This window comes from Halosimplex yunnanense, assembly GCF_054504345.1.
In genome coordinates this window covers 187,250-209,637 of the sequence record NZ_JBTJEL010000031.1, presented here as the reverse complement: position 1 = coordinate 209,637, position 22,388 = coordinate 187,250, and the positions used below count along the sequence as shown (strand labels likewise).

The 22,388-nt window shown below is 66.9% G+C and carries 22 protein-coding genes; 10 read left to right on the top strand and 12 right to left on the bottom strand.

Annotated features, from left to right (window positions below; genetic code table 11):
• Position 1 precedes the first annotated feature (1 nt).
• Positions 2-2,203 carry a heavy metal translocating P-type ATPase gene (locus tag AB2U09_RS06780; RefSeq protein WP_459191945.1) on the bottom strand — a complete coding sequence of 734 codons (2,202 nt, stop codon included), beginning with the start codon at positions 2,201-2,203 and terminating at the stop codon, positions 2-4.
• Positions 2,204-2,232: 29 nt separating this feature from the next.
• A complete protein-coding gene (locus AB2U09_RS06775) occupies positions 2,233-3,111 on the bottom strand; it encodes a DUF6920 family protein (RefSeq protein ID WP_459191944.1) in 879 nt (292 codons plus the stop codon).
• A 129-nt stretch (positions 3,112-3,240) separates the two neighbouring features.
• Here AB2U09_RS06775 and AB2U09_RS06770 point away from each other — a divergent pair, with 129 nt between their 5' ends.
• The 3 genes from AB2U09_RS06770 to AB2U09_RS06760 all read left to right on the top strand — a co-directional run bounded on the left by AB2U09_RS06770 (position 3,241) and on the right by AB2U09_RS06760 (position 6,566).
• Positions 3,241-4,569, top strand: a complete 1,329-nt coding sequence (locus AB2U09_RS06770) for an MFS transporter (RefSeq protein WP_459191943.1) — start codon at positions 3,241-3,243, stop codon at positions 4,567-4,569.
• Positions 4,566-5,444 (top strand): bactofilin family protein, encoded by an 879-nt coding sequence (locus tag AB2U09_RS06765; protein WP_459191942.1) that lies wholly within the window; start codon positions 4,566-4,568, stop codon positions 5,442-5,444. The genes AB2U09_RS06770 and AB2U09_RS06765 overlap by 4 nt, the downstream gene beginning before the upstream one ends.
• A 216-nt stretch (positions 5,445-5,660) precedes the next feature.
• Positions 5,661-6,566, top strand: coding sequence for a CPBP family intramembrane glutamic endopeptidase (locus AB2U09_RS06760; RefSeq protein ID WP_459191941.1), 906 nt, complete (start codon positions 5,661-5,663; stop codon positions 6,564-6,566).
• A gap of 41 nt (positions 6,567-6,607) precedes the next feature.
• Here the strand turns inward: AB2U09_RS06760 and AB2U09_RS06755 are convergent, their stop codons facing one another.
• From AB2U09_RS06755 to AB2U09_RS06740, 4 genes are all read right to left on the bottom strand, one after another.
• A complete protein-coding gene (locus AB2U09_RS06755) occupies positions 6,608-7,267 on the bottom strand; it encodes a DUF998 domain-containing protein (protein ID WP_459191940.1) in 660 nt (219 codons plus the stop codon).
• A gap of 73 nt (positions 7,268-7,340) precedes the next feature.
• The gene (locus AB2U09_RS06750) at positions 7,341-8,096 is read right to left on the bottom strand and encodes a sugar phosphate isomerase/epimerase family protein (RefSeq protein ID WP_459191939.1); all 756 of its coding nucleotides are present in this window, start codon (positions 8,094-8,096) and stop codon (positions 7,341-7,343) included.
• A gap of 70 nt (positions 8,097-8,166) precedes the next feature.
• Positions 8,167-10,812 (bottom strand): cation-translocating P-type ATPase, encoded by a 2,646-nt coding sequence (locus tag AB2U09_RS06745; RefSeq protein WP_459191938.1) that lies wholly within the window; start codon positions 10,810-10,812, stop codon positions 8,167-8,169.
• 49 nt (positions 10,813-10,861) lie between these two features.
• Positions 10,862-11,350 (bottom strand): hypothetical protein, encoded by a 489-nt coding sequence (locus AB2U09_RS06740; protein ID WP_459191937.1) that lies wholly within the window; start codon positions 11,348-11,350, stop codon positions 10,862-10,864.
• A 642-nt stretch (positions 11,351-11,992) separates the two neighbouring features.
• Between AB2U09_RS06740 and AB2U09_RS06735 the strand changes: the two genes are divergently transcribed.
• The 5 genes from AB2U09_RS06735 (at position 11,993) to AB2U09_RS06715 (ending at position 15,157) form a co-directional block, all read left to right on the top strand.
• On the top strand, positions 11,993-13,027 hold the full coding sequence (locus tag AB2U09_RS06735) for a bactofilin family protein (protein ID WP_459191936.1): 1,035 nt from the start codon (positions 11,993-11,995) through the stop codon (positions 13,025-13,027).
• 110 nt (positions 13,028-13,137) lie between these two features.
• Positions 13,138-13,302, top strand: coding sequence for a DUF7560 family zinc ribbon protein (locus AB2U09_RS06730; RefSeq protein ID WP_459191935.1), 165 nt, complete (start codon positions 13,138-13,140; stop codon positions 13,300-13,302).
• Between the two features lie 136 nt (positions 13,303-13,438).
• A complete protein-coding gene (locus AB2U09_RS06725) occupies positions 13,439-13,894 on the top strand; it encodes a pyridoxamine 5'-phosphate oxidase family protein (RefSeq protein WP_459191934.1) in 456 nt (151 codons plus the stop codon).
• Between the two features lie 97 nt (positions 13,895-13,991).
• Positions 13,992-14,636: a helix-turn-helix domain-containing protein gene (locus AB2U09_RS06720; RefSeq protein WP_459191933.1), complete on the top strand. Its 645-nt coding sequence runs from the start codon at positions 13,992-13,994 to the stop codon at positions 14,634-14,636.
• A 119-nt stretch (positions 14,637-14,755) separates the two neighbouring features.
• The gene (locus AB2U09_RS06715) at positions 14,756-15,157 is read left to right on the top strand and encodes a helix-turn-helix domain-containing protein (protein WP_459191932.1); all 402 of its coding nucleotides are present in this window, start codon (positions 14,756-14,758) and stop codon (positions 15,155-15,157) included.
• A 628-nt stretch (positions 15,158-15,785) separates the two neighbouring features.
• Here AB2U09_RS06715 and AB2U09_RS06710 read toward each other — a convergent pair.
• Positions 15,786-16,559: an inositol monophosphatase family protein gene (locus tag AB2U09_RS06710; protein WP_459191931.1), complete on the bottom strand. Its 774-nt coding sequence runs from the start codon at positions 16,557-16,559 to the stop codon at positions 15,786-15,788.
• Between the two features lie 223 nt (positions 16,560-16,782).
• Here AB2U09_RS06710 and AB2U09_RS06705 point away from each other — a divergent pair, with 223 nt between their 5' ends.
• A complete protein-coding gene (locus tag AB2U09_RS06705; protein WP_459191930.1) occupies positions 16,783-17,874 on the top strand; it encodes an endonuclease/exonuclease/phosphatase family protein in 1,092 nt (363 codons plus the stop codon).
• A 187-nt stretch (positions 17,875-18,061) separates the two neighbouring features.
• On the opposite strand, the gene AB2U09_RS06700 is transcribed toward AB2U09_RS06705, so the two are convergent.
• From AB2U09_RS06700 to AB2U09_RS06690, 3 genes are all read right to left on the bottom strand, one after another.
• Positions 18,062-18,190: a hypothetical protein gene (locus tag AB2U09_RS06700; RefSeq protein WP_459191929.1), complete on the bottom strand. Its 129-nt coding sequence runs from the start codon at positions 18,188-18,190 to the stop codon at positions 18,062-18,064.
• A gap of 181 nt (positions 18,191-18,371) precedes the next feature.
• Positions 18,372-19,001: a YIP1 family protein gene (locus AB2U09_RS06695; RefSeq protein ID WP_459191928.1), complete on the bottom strand. Its 630-nt coding sequence runs from the start codon at positions 18,999-19,001 to the stop codon at positions 18,372-18,374.
• 43 nt (positions 19,002-19,044) lie between these two features.
• The gene (locus tag AB2U09_RS06690) at positions 19,045-19,257 is read right to left on the bottom strand and encodes a hypothetical protein (protein ID WP_459191927.1); all 213 of its coding nucleotides are present in this window, start codon (positions 19,255-19,257) and stop codon (positions 19,045-19,047) included.
• 178 nt (positions 19,258-19,435) lie between these two features.
• Here AB2U09_RS06690 and AB2U09_RS06685 point away from each other — a divergent pair, with 178 nt between their 5' ends.
• Entirely contained in the window at positions 19,436-20,287 is an 852-nt protein-coding gene (locus tag AB2U09_RS06685) for a DUF8054 domain-containing protein (protein ID WP_459191926.1), read from the top strand.
• A gap of 12 nt (positions 20,288-20,299) precedes the next feature.
• Here the strand turns inward: AB2U09_RS06685 and AB2U09_RS06680 are convergent, their stop codons facing one another.
• Together AB2U09_RS06680 and AB2U09_RS06675 are read right to left on the bottom strand one after the other, a co-directional pair.
• A complete protein-coding gene (locus AB2U09_RS06680; protein ID WP_459191925.1) occupies positions 20,300-21,400 on the bottom strand; it encodes an ABC transporter permease in 1,101 nt (366 codons plus the stop codon).
• Positions 21,387-22,382, bottom strand: coding sequence for an ABC transporter permease (locus tag AB2U09_RS06675; protein WP_459191924.1), 996 nt, complete (start codon positions 22,380-22,382; stop codon positions 21,387-21,389). The genes AB2U09_RS06680 and AB2U09_RS06675 overlap by 14 nt, the downstream gene beginning before the upstream one ends.
• Between the last annotated feature and the right edge of the window lie 6 nt (positions 22,383-22,388).

The following is a 22,388-nucleotide window of genomic DNA, read 5'->3' as shown; positions in this document are numbered from 1 at the left end:
TCTACTCGCGAAACCCGAGCAACCGGAGGCCGTTCAGCGACACGAGGACCGTCGATCCCTCGTGCCCGACGACAGCGAGCGGCAGTGGGATCCCGCGGAGCAGGATCGTCCCGACCATGAGGGCGATCGCACCGAAGGCGATCGCGAGATTGATCAGGAGCGTCCGGTGCGTCCTCCGGCCGAGGCCGAGGGCGTACGGGATCTTGCTCAGATCGTCGCCCATCAGTACGACGTCGGCTGTCTCGAGTGCGACGTCAGTCCCCGCACCGCCCATCGCGACGCCGAGCGTCGCTGTCGCGAGTGCCGGGGCGTCGTTGACGCCGTCGCCGACCATCGCCACATTCTCGTGCTGGTCGACCAGTTGCTCGACGGTCGCCACTTTCTCCTCCGGCAGCAGTTCGGCCTGGACTTCGTCGATGTCGACTTCCGCAGCGATGCGCTGGGCGACGCGTTCGTTGTCGCCCGTCAGCATGACGATGTGTTCGACTCCGAGCGCACGGAGGGCTTCGATCATCTCGGCGGCCTCGGGGCGGAGCGTGTCGGTGTAGGTCAGCCAACCCAGGACTGTGGCGGCCCCGTCGGACTCTCGGGCGACGAGCACGCTCGTCTTCCCCTCCGCCTCGAGCGTTTCGAGGCGCTCGAACCCCTCGTCGAGTCCATCGACTGGCGTGTCGTCGAGTACGGTGCGGAAGTAACTTCGATTTCCGATGTGGACGGTCCCGTCTTCGATCTCGGCCCGGACCCCTTTCCCGGCGACTGATTGGAACCCGCGGGCGTCGGGAACGTCGAGCGCTCTCTCCTCCGTCGCCGATACGGTCGCGCGGGCCAGATGATGTTCCGATCGGGTCTGGACTGCGGCCGCGAGGGCGAGCAGATCGTCGGCCGTCAGTCCCTCATCCTCCGTTCCCGCGTGCTCCGATCCCGTCCCGTCACGGACGATGACGTCGGCTAACTGCGTATCGCCCTGAGTGAGCGTCCCCGTCTTGTCGAAGGCGACCGCATCGATCTTGGCGGCCGTCTCGACGTGTTCGCCGCCCTTGAACAGGACGCCCTGTCGCCCCGCGGCGGCTATCGCGGACAGGACGGCCGCCGGCGTCGAGATGATGACCGCACACGGCGAGGCGGCGACCATGAGCGTCATCGCCCGGTAAAACGTGCTGGGGAACTCGCCACCGAGCGCCAGTGGGACCGCGATCGCCGCGACGGTGAGACCGAAGACGCCGAGGACGTACGGCTGTTCGAGACGGTCGATCAGTCGCTGGGTCGGCGCCTTCTCGCTCTGGGCCTCCTCGACCATGTGGATGAGTCGACTGATCGCCGACTCGTGGGCCTGCCGCGTCACCTCGATTTCGAGGCTGCCGCTCTCGTTGATCGTCCCGCCGAACACCTCGTCGCCGGGTGTTTTCGGGACGGGGACGGACTCGCCGGTCAGCGACGCCTGATCGACCGTCCCCTCGCCGGCCGTGACGACGCCGTCGAGGGGGATCCTATCACCGGGGCGGACCACGAACACGTCACCGACGGCGACGTCGTCGATGGGAACGGCGACCTCCTCCCCATCGCGCAGGACGTGGGCTTCGTCCGGCCGCATCTCGACGAGCGACTTGATCGCCCGGCGCGAGCGGCCGATCGCGTAGTGCTGGAGGGTATTCGACAGCGAGAACAGGAACAGAAGCATCGCGCCCTCGAAGGGCGCTCCGATCGCGAGGGCGCCGAGCGCGGCGACGATCATGAGCAGGTCGATGTCGACTCGGTGGTGGCGGAGCGTCTCGATCGCGCCCTTGAGCCCGTACCACCCACCGAAGGCGTACGCGACGGCGTATCCCGCCCACACGAGAACAGATGGGCCCTCGAGCCACCCCACCGCGAGGCCGGTCACCATCCCGAGGAGCGTCAGGCTGACGAACGCCACTTCCCGCCTGAGTCCCGAGCGGGTACTTCCGTCGTCCGCTCCCGTATCGCGCTCGTCTCGGACCGAGACAGCGCGGTCGCGGATCGCGTCTCGGATCGTGTGTTCGGACGTAACGGTCTCGTCGTAGGTTATCCGAACAGTGCCCGTCCGGAAGGAGACGGCAACGTCGTGGACGCCGGAAAGGCCCTGAAGATACCGTTCGAGTGACCGGGCGCCCGCTTCGCCGCGGCCTCCCCGTCGTTCGATCCGGACAGTACACGTGGATTCCGGGGGAGATTCAGTAACGGCCACGTTCTCTCTCCGTACGGCGTGATCTGCGTTTACCTTTTTGAAACCCGCGGCCGATACTCGACGTCGGTGACCGTGGCGCGCCAGTAGGGCACTTCCCCGTCTTCCGTCTCCCAGCCGACCTGCGCCTCGGTCGGGATCGCCATGCCGCTCCGTTCCTCGTAGGCCCCGTAGTGGCCGACCCACGGGGCCAGCGCTCCCTCGTCCTGCCGGTACCTGTCGGCGGTCACCCGCGTGACGTAGCCCCGCTCGTCGAAGTGGAAGGTTACGGTCGCGGTCACGACGCCGTCACGGATCGAGGCCCGGGCGGTCCGGTCGTCGACTGGCTCCCACGAGACGCCGGCCGCGGGCAGGAGCGCGGTCGGGAACCAGGGCGTCTCCGAGAGATAGCGCTGGAGCTCCGCCTCGTTCATCCACGGGTCCGGGCCCGCGGTGGCAACCGGGATACCGCCGAGGAGGTCCGCCCGGAGCAGTCCCTCGCCGTCGACGTAGGCGTCGAGGACTCGCGCGGCGGCCAGCGGGTGGAGGTCGATCCGGGCGTCCCAGACGTACCCGGGCGGGGAGACGCTGTAGTCCTGTGTCGCGGTGAACGGGTGCCACTGCGCGCCCGCCCCACCGAGGCGGAAGTCGCCCGCCTGTTCGAGGCGGACGCCCGTGACGTGGGAGTGGCCCGCATCCAGCACGTTCTCGAAGTACCGCCTGACCGGTGCGGGGAGGTCGGCCACGTCGTCGGGATCGTACGACCCATCTGCGGCGGCGACGCCGTCGGCCCGAACCCGGGAGCGGTACTCGCCGATCCGCTGGGACACCCGGCGGCGACGGAGGGCGACTGTTGCGGCGGCCGCGGCGACCGTGACAGCGCCACCGGCGGCGACGCCGGTCAGCCACCGGCCCCGCGAGGACAGTTGCATGGGCCTCGATTGTGCCCCGGCCGCCAAAGAGATTCCTGCGATGTGGGGATCCGACCGGCGTCTCACTCCGAGTGCGCCCGCGGAGTCCGTCTTTATAATTGTCCGCTGAGATGGTTGTTGACACCTCTCATGTATCTCGGCACCTGTCTACGCGAACGACACTGGGAGACAGTGGTCGGGTACGTGCTGTTCGTCTCGCTCATGGTCGCCGGGTACTACTACAACATCACGTTCGTCCAGCTCGGGCTGATCGACCTCGGCACACGCCTGGTCGGGATGTCCGAGACGATGGTCTCTCTCTGGATGGCCGCGCTCGCCCTGTGTACGCTCGTCGTCGCCGTGATCACCGGCGTTGCGATGGACCGTCGCGGCTGGAGCACTGCCCTCCTGACGAAGTTCAGACTGCTGTTCGGGGTCGTCTGCGTCCAGTTCGTTCTCACGCTCGTCGCGCCGCACGTCAGGACCGTCCCGGGCTTCGGCGCCTGGATCGTCGCCGGATCGATCGGACTGGGCGTCGGCTTTCCGGTCTCGTTCTCGCTGGCGATCGACCTCGTGCCGGTGCCGGACCGGGGGTACGTCGCGGCTGCGATCACGGCCATCGCGTACTTCGCGGCGAACGCGGTCCCGCTGTCCTGGTCGGTCGACGTCTTCAGCCGCGTGCTGGTCGCCGCGATGGTCCCCGGACTGGTCGTGCTGGCCGTCCTCTCGTTCGTACGGTCTGCCCACGTTGACGCCCTGCGCACGGAACTTGGAACTCAGCACCACGCGTTCGAGACCGGCCGCTTCTGTCGGGGCGACCCGATCCGGGCGCGGAGCCTCGCGTTCGCCGTCCCCGTGGTCCTGATGTTCGGCGTGTTCTTCGTCGACAGCCTCGGATTCCTGCGTATCATCGACACGCCGGCGCTGTTGCTCAGTTCGTGGCAGTCCCCGGCTTTCTCGACGCGACTGCTCATCGCGGCTGCACACGTCGTGGGGGCGGTGATGGCCGGCGTCATCTACGTCAACTTCGACATCCACCGGCTGTTCCTCTGGACGTTCGCGCTGTTCGCACTGACGCACGTGCTCTACACCTCCGACCTGCGGGTGGCGGCGCTGTTTCCCTCGCTCGCCCAGAGCGGGTCGTCGCCGCTCAACCCGATGCTGTACGCCGTGGCGGTGAGTTTCTACACGACACTGAACTTCGCGCTGTGGCCGGACCTCTCGACGGCCGAAACCGTCGGCCGACACTGCGCGGTCGGCATCGGCGTCGCCGGGTGGCTGGCCACGTTCCTCAGCACCGCCCTCGCACTGTACTTCCAGACGACCGACCTGCCCCTGCTGTCGCATCTGAACGTCGTCCAGGCGCTTTCCCTGCTCCTCGTGTTCGGCCTCGCCGTCGGACTGTACGTCCACCGGATGGTGGAGATCGCCGATGGCGGTGCAACCGGGCGAGCCGACCTGCGGGGTGGTTCGGAATGAACCCGACCGAAGCCATCCCGCTGCTGGTCGTCGTCCTGTTGCTGGTCTCGGCCGGCGGGGAGGACATCGGAGAGATGGCTATCGTCTTCGAGGGGGCGCACGAACCCGAGACGGTCGACGACGTGCACGTCGTCGCCGGGGGGACGACGACTGTCCCGACGAACGGATCTGTTTCCGGCGACGTCTACGTCATCGGCGGGACCGTGCGCGTCGCCGGTGAACTCGACGGTGACGTCACCGTCCTCGCCGGGAACGTATCGGTTCTCGACGGCGGCGCCGTCACGGGAACCCTCCGGACGATCAGCGGGGACACGTCGGTGGAGGAGGGCGCAACGGTCGGGGTCCGCTCGTCGTTCGACCCGCCCGCGCCGAACGACTCGCCGGTGCGGCGGGTCGGCGGATTTCTGGCGCGGTTTCTGCTACTCGCCGGCGTCGGCTGGGCGCTCGCGCGGCGCAGCCCCGGACTGCTCGCGAACGTCGGGCACGCGGTCACCGATCACCCGCTCGTCAGCGGCGTGACCGGCGCCCTCGCGGCCGTGACGCTGCTCGTCCTCTTCGTCTACATGGCGTTCACGATCCTGCTGATCCCGGTCAGCGTCGCCGGACTCGTCGCCGAACTGGTGGTCGTCCTCTACGGGCAGGTCGCGCTGGGGTACCTCGTCGGGAGGCGACTCCCGATCGACCGTCCCGAGGTCGCCACGGTCGCCGGAGTCGGGCTGTTCCTCCTCGGCGTCGAGATCCTCGGACTCGTCCCGTACGTCGGTCCGGCCCTCCAGCTGGGACTGTTCGTCGTCGGCTTCGGTGCGGTTGTGAACACGTACTTCGGGCTCCAGCGGTTCGAGCCGGCCGCCGTCCCGGGAGCGGTCGACCTGTGACCGCTGCCGGCGTCGACGGGCTGGCGGTCGAACGTGTGTACTCGGATCGGGCTGTCGCTCGCTCGTCGAACTTCGGCCGCACGGAAACCCTCGAGAAGTGGCCGCGATCAGACGGATCCTACACGACAATTTATCTCGGAGCGACGAGTCCACGAGGTATGACCGTCGCGTTCGCGGCCGAGATGAGTTCGGGACCGAGAGGGGGCGCCGGCGACGATGGCTGAATCGGACGGCGACTCGGCCGTCAGGTCGTGGATCGACCGGCATCGGATCGCGTCGTTTCTGGGCGTCACGTACGCGTTCACGTGGATCATTCAGGGCGCGTTGCTGGCGAGCGGGATGGAGCCCTCGTGGACGCACTCGATTCTCATCGGCTTCGGCGGGTTCGGGCCGCCCGTGGGGGCCGCCGTGGTGATCTGGGCGAGCGGTGGCGACCTCCGCAAGTGGGTCGGCCAGTTCTTCGAGTGGCGCATCGGCGCCCGGTGGTGGCTCGCCGCGCTCGGACTGCCGTTCGTGATCCTGGCCACCGGGGTCGCGCTGTTCGTCGTTCTCGGCGGTCCGGTCGACGTGAGCGCGCTCCCGTTCCCGGGCGTCTATCTGTTCGTCCTGGCGTGGGGCACCGTCTGGGGCGGCGGGCAGGAGGACCTGGGCTGGCGGGGATTCATGCTCCCGCTCCTGCAGGACCGCTACAGCGCGCTCGTCTCGAGCGCGCTGGTCGGCGTCGCCTGGGCCGGGTGGCACCTCCCGCTGTTCGTGAACCCGACCACGACGCACGGCGGGTGGCCGCTCTCACAGCAGTTGCTCTGGCTCGTCTCCATCCTCGCCGGGTCGGTCCTCTGGACCTGGATGTACAACGGTACCGGTGGGAGCGTCCTCGCCGTCGCCGTGTTCCACGCCGGCGTCAACGGGATGGGCGTCTTCCATCCCGCGGACCCGGCCGCGATGGCGCCGGGCGGCGTCCCCGACCAGTGGCTGAGCCTCCTGGCGGAAGTGACCGGTGCGCTCCCGCTCGTCCTCGTCGCGCTCGTCCTCGTCGCCGTGTACGGCCCCGAACGGCTCGCCGGTCGGGAGATTCCCGGACCGGAGGTCGTCGGACTCGAATCGCGAGCGTCCGACAGGTGACCCCGCCCACGCACCTCCGCTGACTGCGCCACCCGCTCGACTCACGGGCCCGACCGGTCGCTCTCGGGGGATCGGCCGGGCGGCCCGAGCAGGTATCCGCCGAAGGCGATCATCCAGATCATCACGGGGTAGACCATCATGCGCTCGGTCCCGCCGTGGTTGATCGGGCCGAACGCGGCCGTATTGCCAGCGTCCCCGACGATCATGAGGACCACGAACACGAGGCCGACCGTCCCGGCGAGGACCGAGACCGCGCGCAGCACGCCGGAGACGGTCGCCGCGCTCCCGACGGCTTCCAGATTGAAGAAGACGAACGCGAGGAGTGCGAACAGCGAGTGCAGGCCGCCCGTATCGAGCGGGAAGGCCGCCGCGCCGAGCGCGCCCACGCCGGCGAGCGCGTAGATCGCCAGCAGCCAGCGCTTGTCGTGCGCTCGGTAGTAGAGGTATCCCCCCACGAGGTTGAGAACGCCCACGAGCGCGAGCGAGGCGTTGAAAAGCAGTGCGGTCTCGGGGACGACGCCGAGGTCGCTGATGGCGGCGGCGCCGAAGTCGTAGCCGGGCGCCATCGCGGCCGCGAGCATGATGACTGTCAGGAACTGCGCCGAGAGGACGAGAAAGATCAGCCCCGCGAGCGTCCGACTGTCGGACGCGGTTTCCCGGACGGTACCCGCGACTCCTCCGTACTCGTTTGCCTGGCTCATCGGGTTCACAAAGCTATCAGGTGAGTAATCGCTTGTGCTTTCGTCAGCAACGCCGAGGCTCACTTTTCGGCGTTCACGCGCTGGCGTCGAGAACGTCGCTGATCCGGCGTGCGGAGTCGCGCAACAGCGGGACGTCGTCGGTGAACACCTCGACGGCGACGGTCCCGTCGAACCCGCCGAGGCGGTCGGCGACGAGATCGTAGTCGATCTCACCGGCGCCGAGCGGGAGGTGGGTGTCCCCGCGGCCCCTGGCGTCGTGGACGTGGAGGTGCGAGACGAGGTCGGCGAACTCGCCGAGGAACCGCTCGATCCCGTCGTCGCGGTCTTCCATGTGGGCGTGGCCGACGTCGAAACAGACGGCCGTCCCGGTGTCGCGGGCGATGTCGCCGAGGACCGACAGCGGGAGCCCCTGCGCCTGATGGCCGACGTTCTCGACGACGACCTCGACGCCGGCGGCCTCGCCCGCGGCGGAGATGGCCGACAGTTGCTCGGCGAAGACCGGCCGCTGGCTGGTGTCGTGCGGATTCCGCATCGTCCCGTGGAGGACCGCCTTGCGGGCGCCCTGCTGGCCCGCCCACGCGAGCAGTTCCGAGAGGTAGTCGACGATGGCGTCGTTGAGCTGTGCGACCGGTGTCGAGACGACCTGATCGAAGGGGAGGTGGACACACAGCTCTGCCCCGGTCGCCTCCAGCGCCGCCCGCAGGTTCGACTCCGGTTCGGCGGCGGGAACGTACGCCGACTCACCGATGGAGAGTTCGGCGAACGCGAACTCGCCGGCCGTCGCTTCCAGCCGTTTCACGGAGTCGCCGACCGTCAACCCGACCTCCATACGTCGAGTAATCGACCACGCGCGCCAAATACGTGGCGGGCGCGTCTGAGACTGACCGCGTCCCGTCGCTTCAGTCGACGTGGGTCTCGGGCGTGTCGCCGGCCGGGGTCGGTTCAGCGTCGGCCGGCTCGGTTCCCGTGCGCCACCGGACGAGCCAGCCGACGAGCAAGAGCGGCGGCGTGCCCGCGAGGGTCACGGCCCCGAGCAGTCCCCAATCGGCGAGCGTCAGCGGGACAGTCCCGAAATACTCGTTCAGCGGCGTATAGAGGACAGCTAACTGGAGGCCGAACGACGCAGCCACCGCGACAGCGAGCCACGGATTCGTCGCGAAGGGCGTGCCCTTCGCCCACCGGATGACGTACAGTTTGAGGAACTCGAAGACGACGAGCCCGGTGAACACCATCGTCATCGCGTACGGCGTAACCGCGGGTGCACCGTCGAGCGTGTAGAACGTCAGTCCGAGCAACAGGACCGTCGCGGTCAGGCCGGCGCCGACGACGAAGCGAAGCAGCTCCCCGTCGATGATCCCCCCGGCCCGTTCCCGTGGCTGGCGGTCCATCACGTCGCCGCCGGGGTCTGTTCCGAGCGCGAGCGCGGGGAGGCCGTCGGTGAGCAGGTTGATCCACAGCAACTGGACCGCCGGGAGGACGAGGTAGCCGGCGAGCGAGGCGACGAGGACGATGGCGACTTCCGCAGCGTTGGCGCTGAGCAGGTAGGTGACGAACTTCCAGATATTGTCGAAGATAGTGCGGCCACGTCGGATCGCGGCGCGGATCGACGCGTAGTTGTCGTCCAGCAGGACGATGTCGCTGGCCTGCTTGGCGACGTCGGTCCCGCGCAGGCCCATCGCGATGCCGACGTCGGCGTTTTTCAGCGCCGGCGCATCGTTGACACCGTCGCCGGTCATCGCAACCGCGTACCCATTGGCCTGGAGCGCTTCGAGGATCCGCACCTTGTGGGACGGGTCGGCTCGCGCAAACACGTCGACTGACTCGACGCGATCCCGGAGCGATTCGTCGTCGAGCGCTTCGAGGTCCTGTCCGGTCAGCACCGTGGACTCGACACCCACTTGCGAGGCGACGGCGCGGGCGGTCGCCGCGTTGTCGCCAGTGATCACCTTCACGTCGATGCCCGCTCGGTGAGTGTCGGCGATCGCGTCGCGAACTTCGGGCCGAGGCGGGTCGAGTAGCCCCTGGAGGCCGACGAACACGAGGTCTGACTCCGGGGTGCTGTCGTCTCGCTCTTTGTAGGCGAACCCGAGCACACGGAGCGCGTCGGCGGCGAACGATTCGACCTGTGCCTCGATGCGGGTTCGCGCCGCGTCGTCGAGATCGACCGGGCCGTCGGGAGTGAGCACTCGAGTCGAGCGTTCGAGGACCGCCTGCGGCGCGCCCTTCACGTAGACGACCTCATCGTGGAGAGTCGCCATCCGCTTCCGTTCAGAAGAGAAGGGTACCTCGTCACGACGGGGTCGGCGCTCGCGGAGCGTCTCGACGTCGAGCCCCTGTTCGGCCGCGGCGGCGACAAGCGCCCGTTCGGTCGGATCACCTTCGTCGGCGGTCGAATCGTTACACACTGCGCCGATCTCGAATAGCAGGTCGAGTCGCTCGTCGTACTCTCCTCCGCGGGACTCGCCTTCGGCGGTCGGTGGCTCGCCAGTCTCACTCGTGCCGGGTTCGACGACGGTATCGTGGACCCACGCGGCGCGGACACGCATTTCGCCCTCGGTCAGCGTCCCCGTCTTGTCGGTGCAGACCACGTCGACGGCGCCGAGGGCTTCGACGGCCGGGAGTGTCCGGACGAGCGCGTTCTCGTCGGCCATCTGCCGAACACCGAGCGCCAGCGTCAAGGTGACGACCGCCGGGAGCCCTTCGGGGACGGCGGCAACCGCGAGCGACACGGCGGTCAGCCCCGCTTGGACGAGCCCGCGGCCCCCGAGGAGGAGCACCGCGACGATCACCGCAGAGAGCCCCACCACACCGAGTCCGAGGCGGCGGCCCAGCCGGTCGAGGTCGCGCTGGAGCGGCGTCCGCGGATCCTCGGTACCGCTCAGCGCCGTCGCGATCGCTCCCATCTCGGTAGCCATGCCGGTCGCGACGACGACGGCGACGCCGCGCCCGCGGGTAACGCTCGTCCCGCTGTAGACCATGTTCTCGCGTTCGGCCAGCGGTGTGTCCACCTCGACCGTTTCGGCCGTCTTCCCGACGGGAACGCTCTCCCCGGTCAGGGGTGCTTCGTCCACTTCGAGACTGCTCGCTTCGATGAGCCGCCCATCCGCGGGAACCACGTCGCCCTGTCCGAGCAGGACAACGTCACCCGGAACGAGGTCCACCGCGTCGATGCGCTGCTCGGTTCCGTCGCGAAGGACGGTAACCGTCGGCGTAGCCATGTCCCGGAGCGCCTCGAGACTTCGCTCGGCCCGGTACTCCTGGACGAACCCGAACACGCCGTTGAGGAGGAGGATGACAGCAATGAGCACCGCGTCGACGACGTGACCGATGTTGAACGAGAGGACGGAGGCGACGATCAGCACCCAGATGAGCGAACTCTCGAATTGCGACAGGAAGATCCGCAGCGGCCTACGCCCGCTGTCGCCGGTAATTTCGTTGGGGCCCGCTCGTTCGCGGCGTGCCGTCACCGCGTCAGTGGCCAGCCCGTCGGGCTCCGTGTCTAGCTCGTCGACGACCGCGTCGACGGTCCGGGCGTGCCAGTCCATATGTCAGCTACGGTGACAGACCCCTTCACTCCGGTGCCTGCGACCTGCGTCACCGGGCGATCGAACGGGGTGCGAGGTACCTGTCCAGCGTCGTATCGTCGACGACTACGTACGAGATGGAGTCCCGATTCGAGACGAAGCGCATGAGACTGCCGAGCGCTCGTGCGTACCGCTGAGCGCCCGCCGCGGTTTCCCACTGATAGATGCCGAGGTAGTCGCCAGTAGCGTGATCGAACAGCCAAAGTTTGGTCCGAAAGCCGGTGAGGCCGGCGAAAAACGGCGTCGTGAGGATCGAAAGCGGTTCGAACACCCGAACAGCGAACGGGACGAACGGGGCGGGCATGAACCAGAGGTGGAACCGAAAGGCGAGGACAGCCGCTGCGTCCGATCGGTCACTTGCTGGTGTCGTGACTTCGGTCTCACGGTAGATCGTGAACTGCTGTCCCTCGTCGGTCTCGATCACGGTCCCGACGCGGCCGCGGGGCATCCGAACCCGGCCGGTGATCACGTACCAGAGGACACGTATGGCCGACAGCATCGGGTTTGGCGTGGATGGAGTCACGCTTGCCTGTCACGAGCGTTCGTCGCAAAAAGAGGATGGACCGTTCGCCCGTGGACGCCGCTCGGAACGGCCGGTTCGGACCCCTTACTGTTCCTGCCGCTGATGGATGCGGGCGGCGTCCCGGAGTAAGAATAGTCACACTCGGAACGGACCGCACAACCACTTCCACCACCGGGAGCGGCACAGAGTGACGGGTTCCCTCGATCAGCGATCGTTTCGCATCGGTAATTAGTGCGTGATGGTTCGGTAGTCGGGCCGTGCGGTGGCGGTTGACCGTCGCTGTGGTCCGTCTGCTCGACGCGGAGCGTGACAGCCCGTCAGTTCCCGATTCTCGCGCTCTCCCGACCCGGGTATCGCGGCTCTTACCGGGTTTTCGACGGGAAAAGCGTATGCTCGTTTGAAATACTCCCGAGTTGACTGGCCGCATATGGCCTCCGAGACAGACACCGAGCGGTTCTGCGTCGACGGCGGACAACTGGGCCGGTTCCCCACGCCCGGTGAGCTGATGCACAGCGGATCCGGTTCCGAGATGGGTGACTATCGAGGCAGGAGGCGAGGCTCGTGATCCCACCACGGTATCGGAGAGCGGCTGTCGCCCTCGTCGTGGCGGTGGTTTTCGTGAGTCTGGGAACCGGAGTCGCTGCGGCGCAGGACGGAGCGGGCGGCACCGTCGTCGTCGAGGCGGACGAGACGGTCTCGGAAGTGAACGCCGTCGGTGGCGCGGTGATCGTTCGCGGGACGGTGACAGGCGACGTCAACGGGTTCGCCGGGGAGGTACTCATTACCGGCACCGTCGAGGGTGACGTCAGCGTCGCCGCGGGGACGCTGCGGATCGCTGGCGACGTGGGTGGTGACGTGTCGGCCGGCGCCGGAAGCGTCGTGGTCGAGGAAGGCGGGACCGTCGGCGGCAACTTCGACGCAGGCGCAGGCGATGTCCGCATCGACGGAACGATCGAGGGCGACGCGAGGATCGGCGCTGACCGGATCCTGCTCGGAGAGTCGGCGGTCATCGCGGGGTCGCTAACCTACGACGGGCGACTCGGAGGGAACTACGACGCAGTAGCCGGGGAGATCACTCGCGACCGGATGGCGGGTCCGTCGGCGTTCGACGACTTCCAGCCGTTCGCCTCGTGGCTCTTCGCGCTGTACGCGTTTGTCGCCAACCTCCTCCTGGGGGCGCTGCTGCTCGCGCTGTTCCCGGCGTTCTCCGATTCGGTCGCAGAGCAGGCGATGACCGACCCGCTCCGGACTGGCCTCGTCGGATTGGGGGTCCTTATCGGAGTTCCGGTGTTGCTGGTCGTGATCGCGCTGACGATCGTCGGGATCCCCCTGACAGTCGCTGGGGCGGTCGTGTTCGCGCTCGTCGTGTGGACCGGGCTCGTCTACGGCCGGTTCGCGCTGGGGGCATGGCTCCTCTCACTGGCGGACAGTCGGGAATCGTTCGGGGGCGTCCACCGCCGCTGGGTGGCGCTGGTGTTCGGTCTCGCTCTCGGCGGCGGCCTCTCACTCGTCCCGATCCTCGGGGGGCTGGTCGACCTGGTGATCCTGTTGCTCGGACTGGGCGCGCTATCGGTCAGGCTGTATAGACGCCGGCGCCAACGTACTCGGGCAACTCCGTCGAACGTGACGCCCGACGAATCCCCTGCTGGGTGAGAAGCGCCCGCTGGGGCTACGGTACCGGCCTCGAAAGCGATCGAGCGACTCCCAGGATCTGGGAAACAGTGGGGTTCATTTACCCGGGAGCGCCATAGGTTGACGTACAGATGCGCGCCAGTGAGGAATACATCTTCGTCTGCCCGGGCTGTGAGGAGTCCATGGAGGTCAACGCCTCGATGCGGGACGCACTCCTCGAGAACGGGTGCGTGGTCTGCGCGTCGCCCGTCTCTGAGGCCGCGTTCACGGCGACAGAAGCTTCCCCAGACCAGTAACGCGAACGCTCCCGGTCGGCTCGCGTCGCTGCCGGAGCCCTCACTGGCCCTTTTTTCACCGCTTGCCGGCTTCTCCCACGGCCGGAGCGACATAGCCAACAATAAAGTTTCCCCGAACATAGCTGAGGTACCGACAATGGGTCTGGAACAAGAGACGGAGATGACGCGGGAGGAGACCGACGCACTCCTCGGGCAGCACGAGACGGGCGTGCTGTCGCTCGCTCGCGACGGCGACCCCTACGCGATCCCGATTTCCTACGGGTACGACGCCGACGAGCGGCGGTTTTACATGCGTCTCGTCTCGACGCCGGAAAGCGAGAAGAGCAGATTCCTCTCCGGCTCGCCGGAGGTCCGCCTCGTCGTGTACGACGACGTCGGCCGAACGTACCGCAGCGCCGTCGTCACCGGGGTGCTCGATCCCATCCCCCGCGAGGAGCTGACGCCCGAACACGTCGAGCAGTACGGCGACGCGAAACGCCCGCTGTTCGAGATCTGGGGCGAGTCCATGGGCGATCTGGACATCCAGCTGTACGTGCTCCGGCCGACGGACATCAGCGGCCGCCGCATCGAACTCGAACCCGACGACGAGTGAGCCGCCCGCGACACCCTCGCTCCGTCCGCCCGTCCAGACGCGTTCTGTCCGACCGATTCCGCAGACTGAAGTGGCGACGCGAACTACGGAGCGACGAATGCCTGCCGGGATCCGCGTCACTGTAACGTTCCCGACCCCGCCAGCCTGTCCCATTGCCGAACTGTCTGCCGACGCCGGTGCCGTCATCGACACCGTCGCGACGACCGTCACGCCTGCCGAGGCCGAGGGCGCCTCCACCGAGTTCCTCGTCGACGCCGACGCGGTACCGGACGACTACGACCCCGACCCCGTGTTCGCCTACGGCGACCGCCACCTCTACCGCATCTCTCACGACACCGACTGCCCCTGCACCTGCCTCGGTGGGTTCGACACGCCCGTCTACCGGTACTTCGCGCGGGGGGGCGACCTCGAACTCGTCTTCCACGCGGGGGACTTCGAGCGCCTCCAGACGATCGTCGGCGACCTCCGCGACCAGTTCCCGGAAGTCGACATCCAGCGACTCGTCCGTGCGCCGACCGAGGGCGCGGTCGGCGATCCGGTGTTCGTCGACCGCGGGAAACTCACCGATCGACAGCTGGAAGTCCTCCGGACGGCCTTCGAGATGGGCTACTTCGAGCGCTCGGGCGGCGCCAACGCCACGGAGATCGCCGAGGAACTCGGCGTCACGCCCTCGACCGTCACCGAACACCTCCTCGCAGCCCAGTCGAAGCTCATCGAAGACGTCCTCGAACGGGGATCCTGATCGGATCCGGGGGTAGCCCGACTCCATCGCCCGATCGCGACAGAAACACTTGCCCCTACTTAAACTGCCCCTGATAGAGGGGGTGAACCTACCTCGGGAATCCTCGCATACGTAGAGATATGAGCCAATCACAGTTTGCGGCCGGTGGGAGCGTTCGAGGGCACAGCGGCGAGGCGACGTCCCTGACGGACGAGGGAGCCATCGAGAGCGTCCTCGAAGCGCTCCACGACGCCGACTGCCGGGCGATCCTGGAGGCGACCAGCGACGACGCGCTGACTGTCTCGGAGATCTGCGAGGCCCAGGAGATCGCCCAGTCGACCGCCTACCGCAAGGTCGACATGCTCGTCGACGCCGACCTCCTCGAAGAGCGAACGCGCATCCGGCGGTCGGGCAGCCACGTCAGTACGTACGCCTGCAGCGTCGAGGACGTGACGCTGTCCGTCGACGAGGAGTCCGGCATCGCGGTCGACGTCACGAGCGCGCAGACCGAATCACCGTTCGCGAGCGCGGGCCGTCGATAGGGCGACGGTATCCACCGGGCTCTATGCGGATATCGGGAGTTCCTGACGTAGCGGGGTAGTTCTGTTTTCGCCGGGTCGACGACCGGGGGCGTGATCGTCTCGGTCTCTCTGTCGAGGTGGGCTTGCGTGACCGAGAGCCGCGACAGTTCGTGACTCACAACGAAGTTCTAGAGACATCTCTTGAGAAACACAGATCTCTGCAGTGAGTGATCGACCCTGACGCGGTAGCCTCGCCCGGCGCTACTGTTCGCCCGACCTCGCCCAGTGTCTCTCTCTCTCTCTCTCTCCGTTCAGGAGTTCTCACGGCGGGGTAGCCGGGTCGTCGCGTGCCCGCGGATTCCGGTCTGACTGTCCACACAGTATCGAGCTCGGCGAGTGTGACCCGAGTGGCTAACCGATGGATTCGGAGTCATCGGGCCGGATTCAGGAGAGTGTCGTACGACGAGCGGACCGATAGCTGTCGCCGCGATCAGAAAGCCAGCCCCGGCACAGATAGATAAGAAATAGTACAAAAACTGAATCCTGACAGATTTTAAGTATTCCTTGGTGGCCGATTTCCCGACCCAGTGACCGAGGTGCCGATGCTATCCCCGCTCGCTGACCGGGACGTCGAAACACCCCAATCGATTCACTGCGGGCTGGTACTGGAAGAGAAGAGGACGACGAGTTCCTGGTGGATCTGCGAGTTGGAGGCGAGGATCACCTCGTCGTTGCCCTCGGTGAACAGTTCGATGCGGGTCACTTCGCCACCGGCCTCTTCGACGAGCAACGCCCCGGCGGTCGTGTCCCAGACGGACAGCATTCGCTCGAAGAAGGCGTCGAACCGCCCGGACGCGACCATCGCCAGCTCGCTGGCGGCCGATCCGAACCGCCGGACGCCCTGCGTCATCGTGACGAGCGAGCGGAACGTCTGGAAGTCGCGGTCGCGGACGGACGCGGCGTCGAATCCGGTGACCACGAGGGCCTTCGAGAGTTCGGATGTCTCCGAGAGCGACAGCGGTTGGCCGTCGGCGAAGGCGCCGTGGCCCTCGACGGCCGTGTACATCGTCTCTGTCGGAACGTGGTAGACGACACCGACGTCCGCAGTGCCGGTGCCTTCGAAGGCGATCGACACCGCGTAGTGCGGGACGCCGTTGACGAAGTTCGCCGTCCCGTCCAGCGGGTCGATGATCCACCGCGGTTTCGTCGTGTAGACTGGCGAGCTCTCCTCGGAGACGACGTTGTGTTCCGGGTACGCCTCCTCGATCACCTGCAAGATGGCCCGTTCCGCGACGCGATCGCTTTCGGTCGTCGCGTCCGGCCGCTCCCCGGATTCGTCGGCCGTCGGCGCGTACGACGTGAGCGCTTCCCCAGCCCGCCGCGCGGCCCGGACCGCCGTCCAGAGCTGTGGGTGAGTCCCCATACCTCGCCTCGCTTCGACGGCGGGTTTTAGATTGCTATGAAGTCTCTGTTCGACTCTATAGCTCTCGTCCGGACCTGATCGCTCCACCTGAGGAACCGCGAGCGAACGTGACGGCCGATAATTCGCCTCGATACGCGAACCGATCTATCTGTTCGATACGTATATCAACAAAATTATCATATAAGGGCTGTTTAGGGCGGGGTTCGACTGTCCGGTGGTCGCTATGACCGACCGAACCGACAGCATCACGGCCAGCAGACGCACTGCACTGAAAGCGAGCGCGGTCGCGCTCAGCGGCGGGACGATCGGCACGACGGGGCTCGCCGCCCCCGCTCGGGCCGCCTCGGAATCGTATCGTTTCCTGTGGGTGAACTCCTGGCTCTCGAACGGGACGGAGGGCGTGCTGGGGATTCCCGTCGACATCGCGGGGAAGCCGCAGTACGAACAGCGAGCGAAGGAACTCGGCCAGCGCCTCGGCGAGGACGGCTACGACATCGTCGGCCTGGCCGAGGTGTTCGACGAGGAGCAGGATCTCGTCGAGACCAACTATCTCGACGCAGTGGACTCCGGAGAGACCGTCTCCGGTCCCGAAGCGGACGGCGGCGAGAAGGGCGCGGGCCTGTTCGACCTCGTCTCGGGGCCGACCGTGACCGACCAGGCGACGCTCGAATACGAGGCGGAGCCCTCGGGGAATTTCACCTACGTCGACGCTCACGTCGGCAAGGGCGTGAATTACGCCGAGATCGACCTCGGGCCCGGCAAGATCGACCTGTTCACGACGCATCTGGTCACCGGATCGCTGCTCCCGTGGGCCGACAGCGGCGACGAGGACATCCCGGCCCTGCGCGAACAGCAGATCGAGGAGATGGGCGATTTCGTCGACGAACAGTCAAGTGCGGAGGCCGTCACCGTCGTCGCCGGCGACATCAACGTCGCTCCCGGCGACGGGGCCTACGACGCCCTCACGAGTTTCACGGCCGACGCCGGCCTCTACGACGTGTGGGAGGAACACGGCACCGGCCACGGCGGGACCGAGGACAACGCGATCTTCGACGGCTGCGACTTCGACCCGGCCGACGCGCCGCCGGCGTACTGCCCGAACGACGACGCGGGCGAGCGCATCGATTACGTGTTCATCGAGGAGTCACAGTCTTCCCACGCCATGGACCTCGTCGTCGAGGACGTCCGACGCCGCGTGTTCTGGCGCGAACTGGCACCGCCGGCGCAGTTCTACGTCGACGACGACGAGGAAGAGCCGAACTACCTCACCGACCACGTGGGACTGGATCTGTCGCTGTCCGTCACGTCGAACTGAGCGGACTCGTCCGAACCCGATCGCAGCGGGTCGAGAGAACACGCCGGCCGAACTCGACCGACCGGCTCTACCCACACTCATCTTTTGATCGCGGGTGCGCGACCCATTCGGCGTCCGGCGGTACCGGCGCGCTGTACAGGGACGTGAATCGCGGGGAGACGTTCCAACGGGTTCTCCCGTCGGGATCTCACCGGTACGTGTACCAGGTGACGAAAAACGCGGACAGGCCGACCGCGATCAGCGCCCCGCCCCAGATGGGCAACAGCCCCGCCCACACGCCGGTCCGCATGACGTACCCCGCCAGTACGAGCGCCATCCCGCAGCAGACGATTCTGAGCGATGATCTCCCCCAGATGTTCGCGAAGGCGTTCCCTAGCCGTCGTCGTGCCGTCGGTTGCTCAGTCCTCATGCTGTGTGCCGTCAGTCGTCTCGAATCTCTGCCGACTAGGTAATGTAGCTTTCGGCAGCGATGGGACAGGTGACGCCTCGACAGTCGCTCAGACGACCGCGACGATCTTCCAGAGGACGTAGACGCCCACGGTGATCCCGGAGACGACGAGTCCGTCCCGTCGGCTGATGTCGCTCGCCGTCACGAGGCCCGCCGCCCAGAGATAGCCGGTGGCGAGGACGAACAGACAGCCGAGGATCGTGGTCCCGATCAGGATCGGGTCGCCGGCCGCCTGCGCCGTGAACTCGTTGAACACCGCGCTCCCGTGTTCGATGCCCGGGTACGGGGGTTCCGAGAGCGCCATGTCCCGGTAGACGAGGTACTTGCCCCCGGCCCAGACGAGCGAGGCCGGGATCAGCGGAGCCATTCCCCAGCCGACGACCCGTGTGAGATGCCCGATGAGCGGCTTTCCACCGATCAAACTCGACAAGACGTACAGCACGAGGGTGAAGATGCCCCACAGCGCCAACCCCCAGAGGAGGTGACCGATCCAAAGCACCGTCAGGAGGTCGAGGACCCACTCGCTCTCTTGGGGCCCGAGCGCGTAGGAGAACGCGATCGGGTGGAGGCTGAAACTCAGCGCCACCAGCGCGACGATCACCCCCGGCTCGTACATTCGGCCCACCGCGGACTTGCGCTCCAGGTAGTCCTCCGAGTCAGTAAGCAGGCGGATGACCATATCTCCGACCATGGAGACCAATTATAAATACATTACGCAACCGTCAGGCCCCGAAGGGGTTCCAGTCGAGCCGGATGACGACTAGCGTCCCGAGCACGGTCAACGCGGCCGGCACCAGCGCCATCACGCCCACGACCAGCGCCTCCTGCCCCGCCGTCGTCTGGAAATCCAGCTTGGAAAAGGAGAAGCCGAGGATCAGCAGGAAGAGGACGGAACTCGTCAGTGCGAACCGGACGAACTGCTGCCAGAGACCCATTGTCGGGGATGCTCGACCCGAGAGCATAAATGTTTTCCAGCGGCGCTGAACCATCAGGTATCTCGACGGAACGGCGGTCCCTGCCGGCGAAACCGCCCGGCGAGTGATTCCAGCGTGCCGGGTCGACGACTGACGCTGTGGCATACGTTTTTGTGCCAGTCGCCGATACTGTCTCGCGATGGCAGTCGATCTCCGACAGGCAGTGGACCGACTCCGTCGGCCCGAGTACACCGGCGAGAATCGCTGTGACCTCTGTACCGCCGTGAACCTGACCGTTGCGGTCGCCCTGAGCGCCGGGGTCGCTCTCGTCAGTATGCGGTGGCTCGCCCCAGCCCCGGCCGCCATTGTCGGCGTTGCGGGCTTCGCTGTCTTCGTCGCCGCGATCTATCTCAGGGGCTACCTCGTCCCGAGAACGCCGGTGCTGACCGAACGGTACGCCCCGGAGTGGCTGCTGCAGTTCTTCGACGGCAAGGCCCCGGATCCGCCGACGACCGGGGGCGGGGATATCGACGTCGAGGCCATCCTGCGGCGGGCCGGCGCAGTGACCGACTGTGATCGTGCGGACGACATCTGTCTCACGGACGGGTTCCGCGACGCGTGGTGGACTCGCATCCGAGCACTGCAGGACGACGACACGCCGCGGGAGGAACTGGCGACCGTCCTCGGCGTGGACGCCGACGCGCTGTCGTACGACGAACACGGCGACGCGTTCGTCGCCTTCCACGACGGCGACCTCATCGGCAGGTGGGAGTCGTACGCGGCGTTCGTGGCCGACGTCGCGGCGGCGAACGAACTCCGATCGCGCGGCTGTGGGTGGTCGGCGCTGACCGTCCGCCAGCGGAGTACGGTACTCCAGCGACTCAGAGTCTTTCTGGAGACGTGTCCGTCCTGCGGTGGTCAGCCGACCGCTGGCCAGGAGGTCGTCGAGTCGTGTTGCCGGTCGATCGACGTGATCGCGATCGAGTGTGCGGACTGCAGCGCGCGACTGTTCGAGGCAAAGCAGCGACGGGACCCCTCGCGACAGCGATAGTCGCTCTCCGAGTCAGACCCAGGTGTCGGTGTTCTCGACTTCTTCGACGCCGTCTTCGGGTGAGTCGTCGACCTGCTGGATGTGCTTGGCCCGGACGCGGGGGTTGAACACGCGGTCGAGCGACTGGGCGAGGAGGATCATGCCCATCGACAGGACGACGATGACCGCCGTCGGGATCAGCAACCAGTGGATGACGTCGGGGCGGAGGTGAGCGTTGTTCGAGTAGGCGGTGTTCAGGATGGTCCCCCAGTTCGGGTCGGTGATCGGCAGGACGCCGATGAAGTAGAGCCCGACTGCGCCGAACAGGACGTTGCGCATCGCCTGGACGAGGTTCACGGTGATGTACGGGAGCAGGTGCGGGAGGACGTCCCGGACGATTATCTTCTGCTGGGGCACCCCGATCGTCCGCGAGGCTTCGGTGAACGCCTCCGTCCGGATGCTCAGCACCTGCGACCTGATCGCGCGGGCGAGGCCGGCCCACGCGGCCACCGTGAGGAGCAGTCCGAGCACGTACGGGTTCTCGGGCTGGATGATCGCCGCGAGGACGATGACCAGCGGCAGCCCCGGGATATTGATGAAGACGTCCGTGATGGTGTTGAGGACGACGTCGACGGTACCGCCCTTGTAGCCCGAGACGGTCCCGAAGAGCGTCCCCATCGAGACGGTGAACAGCCCGCCGGCGGCCATCATCTGGAGTATCGGCTTGGTCGCGTAGACGTGGAGCGCGAGCAGGTCGCGGCCGAGGTTGTCCGTCCCCAGCGGGTGGGCCATGGTCTGGAGCGGCTTGAGGAAGCGTTTCCCGTCGTTCGTCCCCGTCGGATCGACGAAGATCGGTCCGAGGATGGCGACGCCGACGTAGAACGCCACGATCAGGAGTCCCACTACGGCGCGCCAGTCGTGGACCATGATCGACAGCGGGCCGTAGACGTACTGGACGAACGCCTCCCTGAGACGCGAACTCCGGGGTTTTCGGTCCTGATCGTCACCAGTCTGCATGAGGATCTCGAACGGCGAGGCCTCTGCAGTCCCTCCGTCGGTCTCGGCGACCTCGCCGGGTTCGGCGATCCCGGCAGTTTCGGACGTCTCGCCGTCTCGCCGCTCAGAAGGCGTCACGCTGCTCACCCCCCGTTCGCGGGTCGATCTTGGAATACGTGAAGTCGGCGACCAGCAGCGCGAGCACGACGCAGACCGTGATCACGGTGAAGACCCCCATCATCAGCGGGATGTCCCGCTGGTCGATCGAGTTCACCATGATGAGTCCCATGCCCCGATAGGTGAACAGCGTCTCGAGGATGACGGAGCCGCCGACCATCGAGCCGAGCGAGATGACGAACCCGGTGTACAGCGGCAGGATCGCGTTGCGGGCGACGTACTGGACGGCGATCGTCGTGTCGGAGAGCCCCCGAAGGCGGGCGACGCGCAGGTAGTCCTCGCCGAGGACGCGGATGCTGTTGCCGCGCATCGACAGCGAGGCGAGACTGCCCGAGAGTATCAGCGAGAGCGTCGGTAAGGCCGCGTGGTGTATCACTCCCTTCATGAACTCCCAGTGAAACCCGGGGGCGACGTTGGAGTACTGCCGGCCGGTGTAGGGAAACCAGCCCCACTTGACCGCGAGGAAGAGGATGAGGTAGATGGCGAAGATGTAGTACGGGACGGAGCCGGCGACCATCGCGTACGACGTCAGGCCGACGTCCAGTTTGCCGCCCTCGTAGTAGGCCATGAGCGCCCCCAGGACGACGCCGACGAAGAAGCTCAGGAAGGTCGCCCAGCTCAGCACGAAGACCGTCCAGGGAGCCGTCTGGGCGATTATCTCGGCGACTGGCTGGTTGTTCCACATCGACTCGCCGAGGTCGCCGGTCAGCGTGTTCCCCATGTAGTGGAAGTAATCGATGTAGATCGGCCGGTCGGGCTGGGAGTTCAGGAACTGTTCGACCCGCCGCGCGATCTGCCGGTCCGACAGTCCCTCCCGTTGCAGTTGCACTCGCAGCGTGTTCACCGGCCCGCCCGGCATCACGCGGACGAGGACGAACGAGAGCGAGACCACCGTCCAGACCGTGATCAACGCCTGCAGTATCCGCTGTGTAATCCACCTCATTGCCGA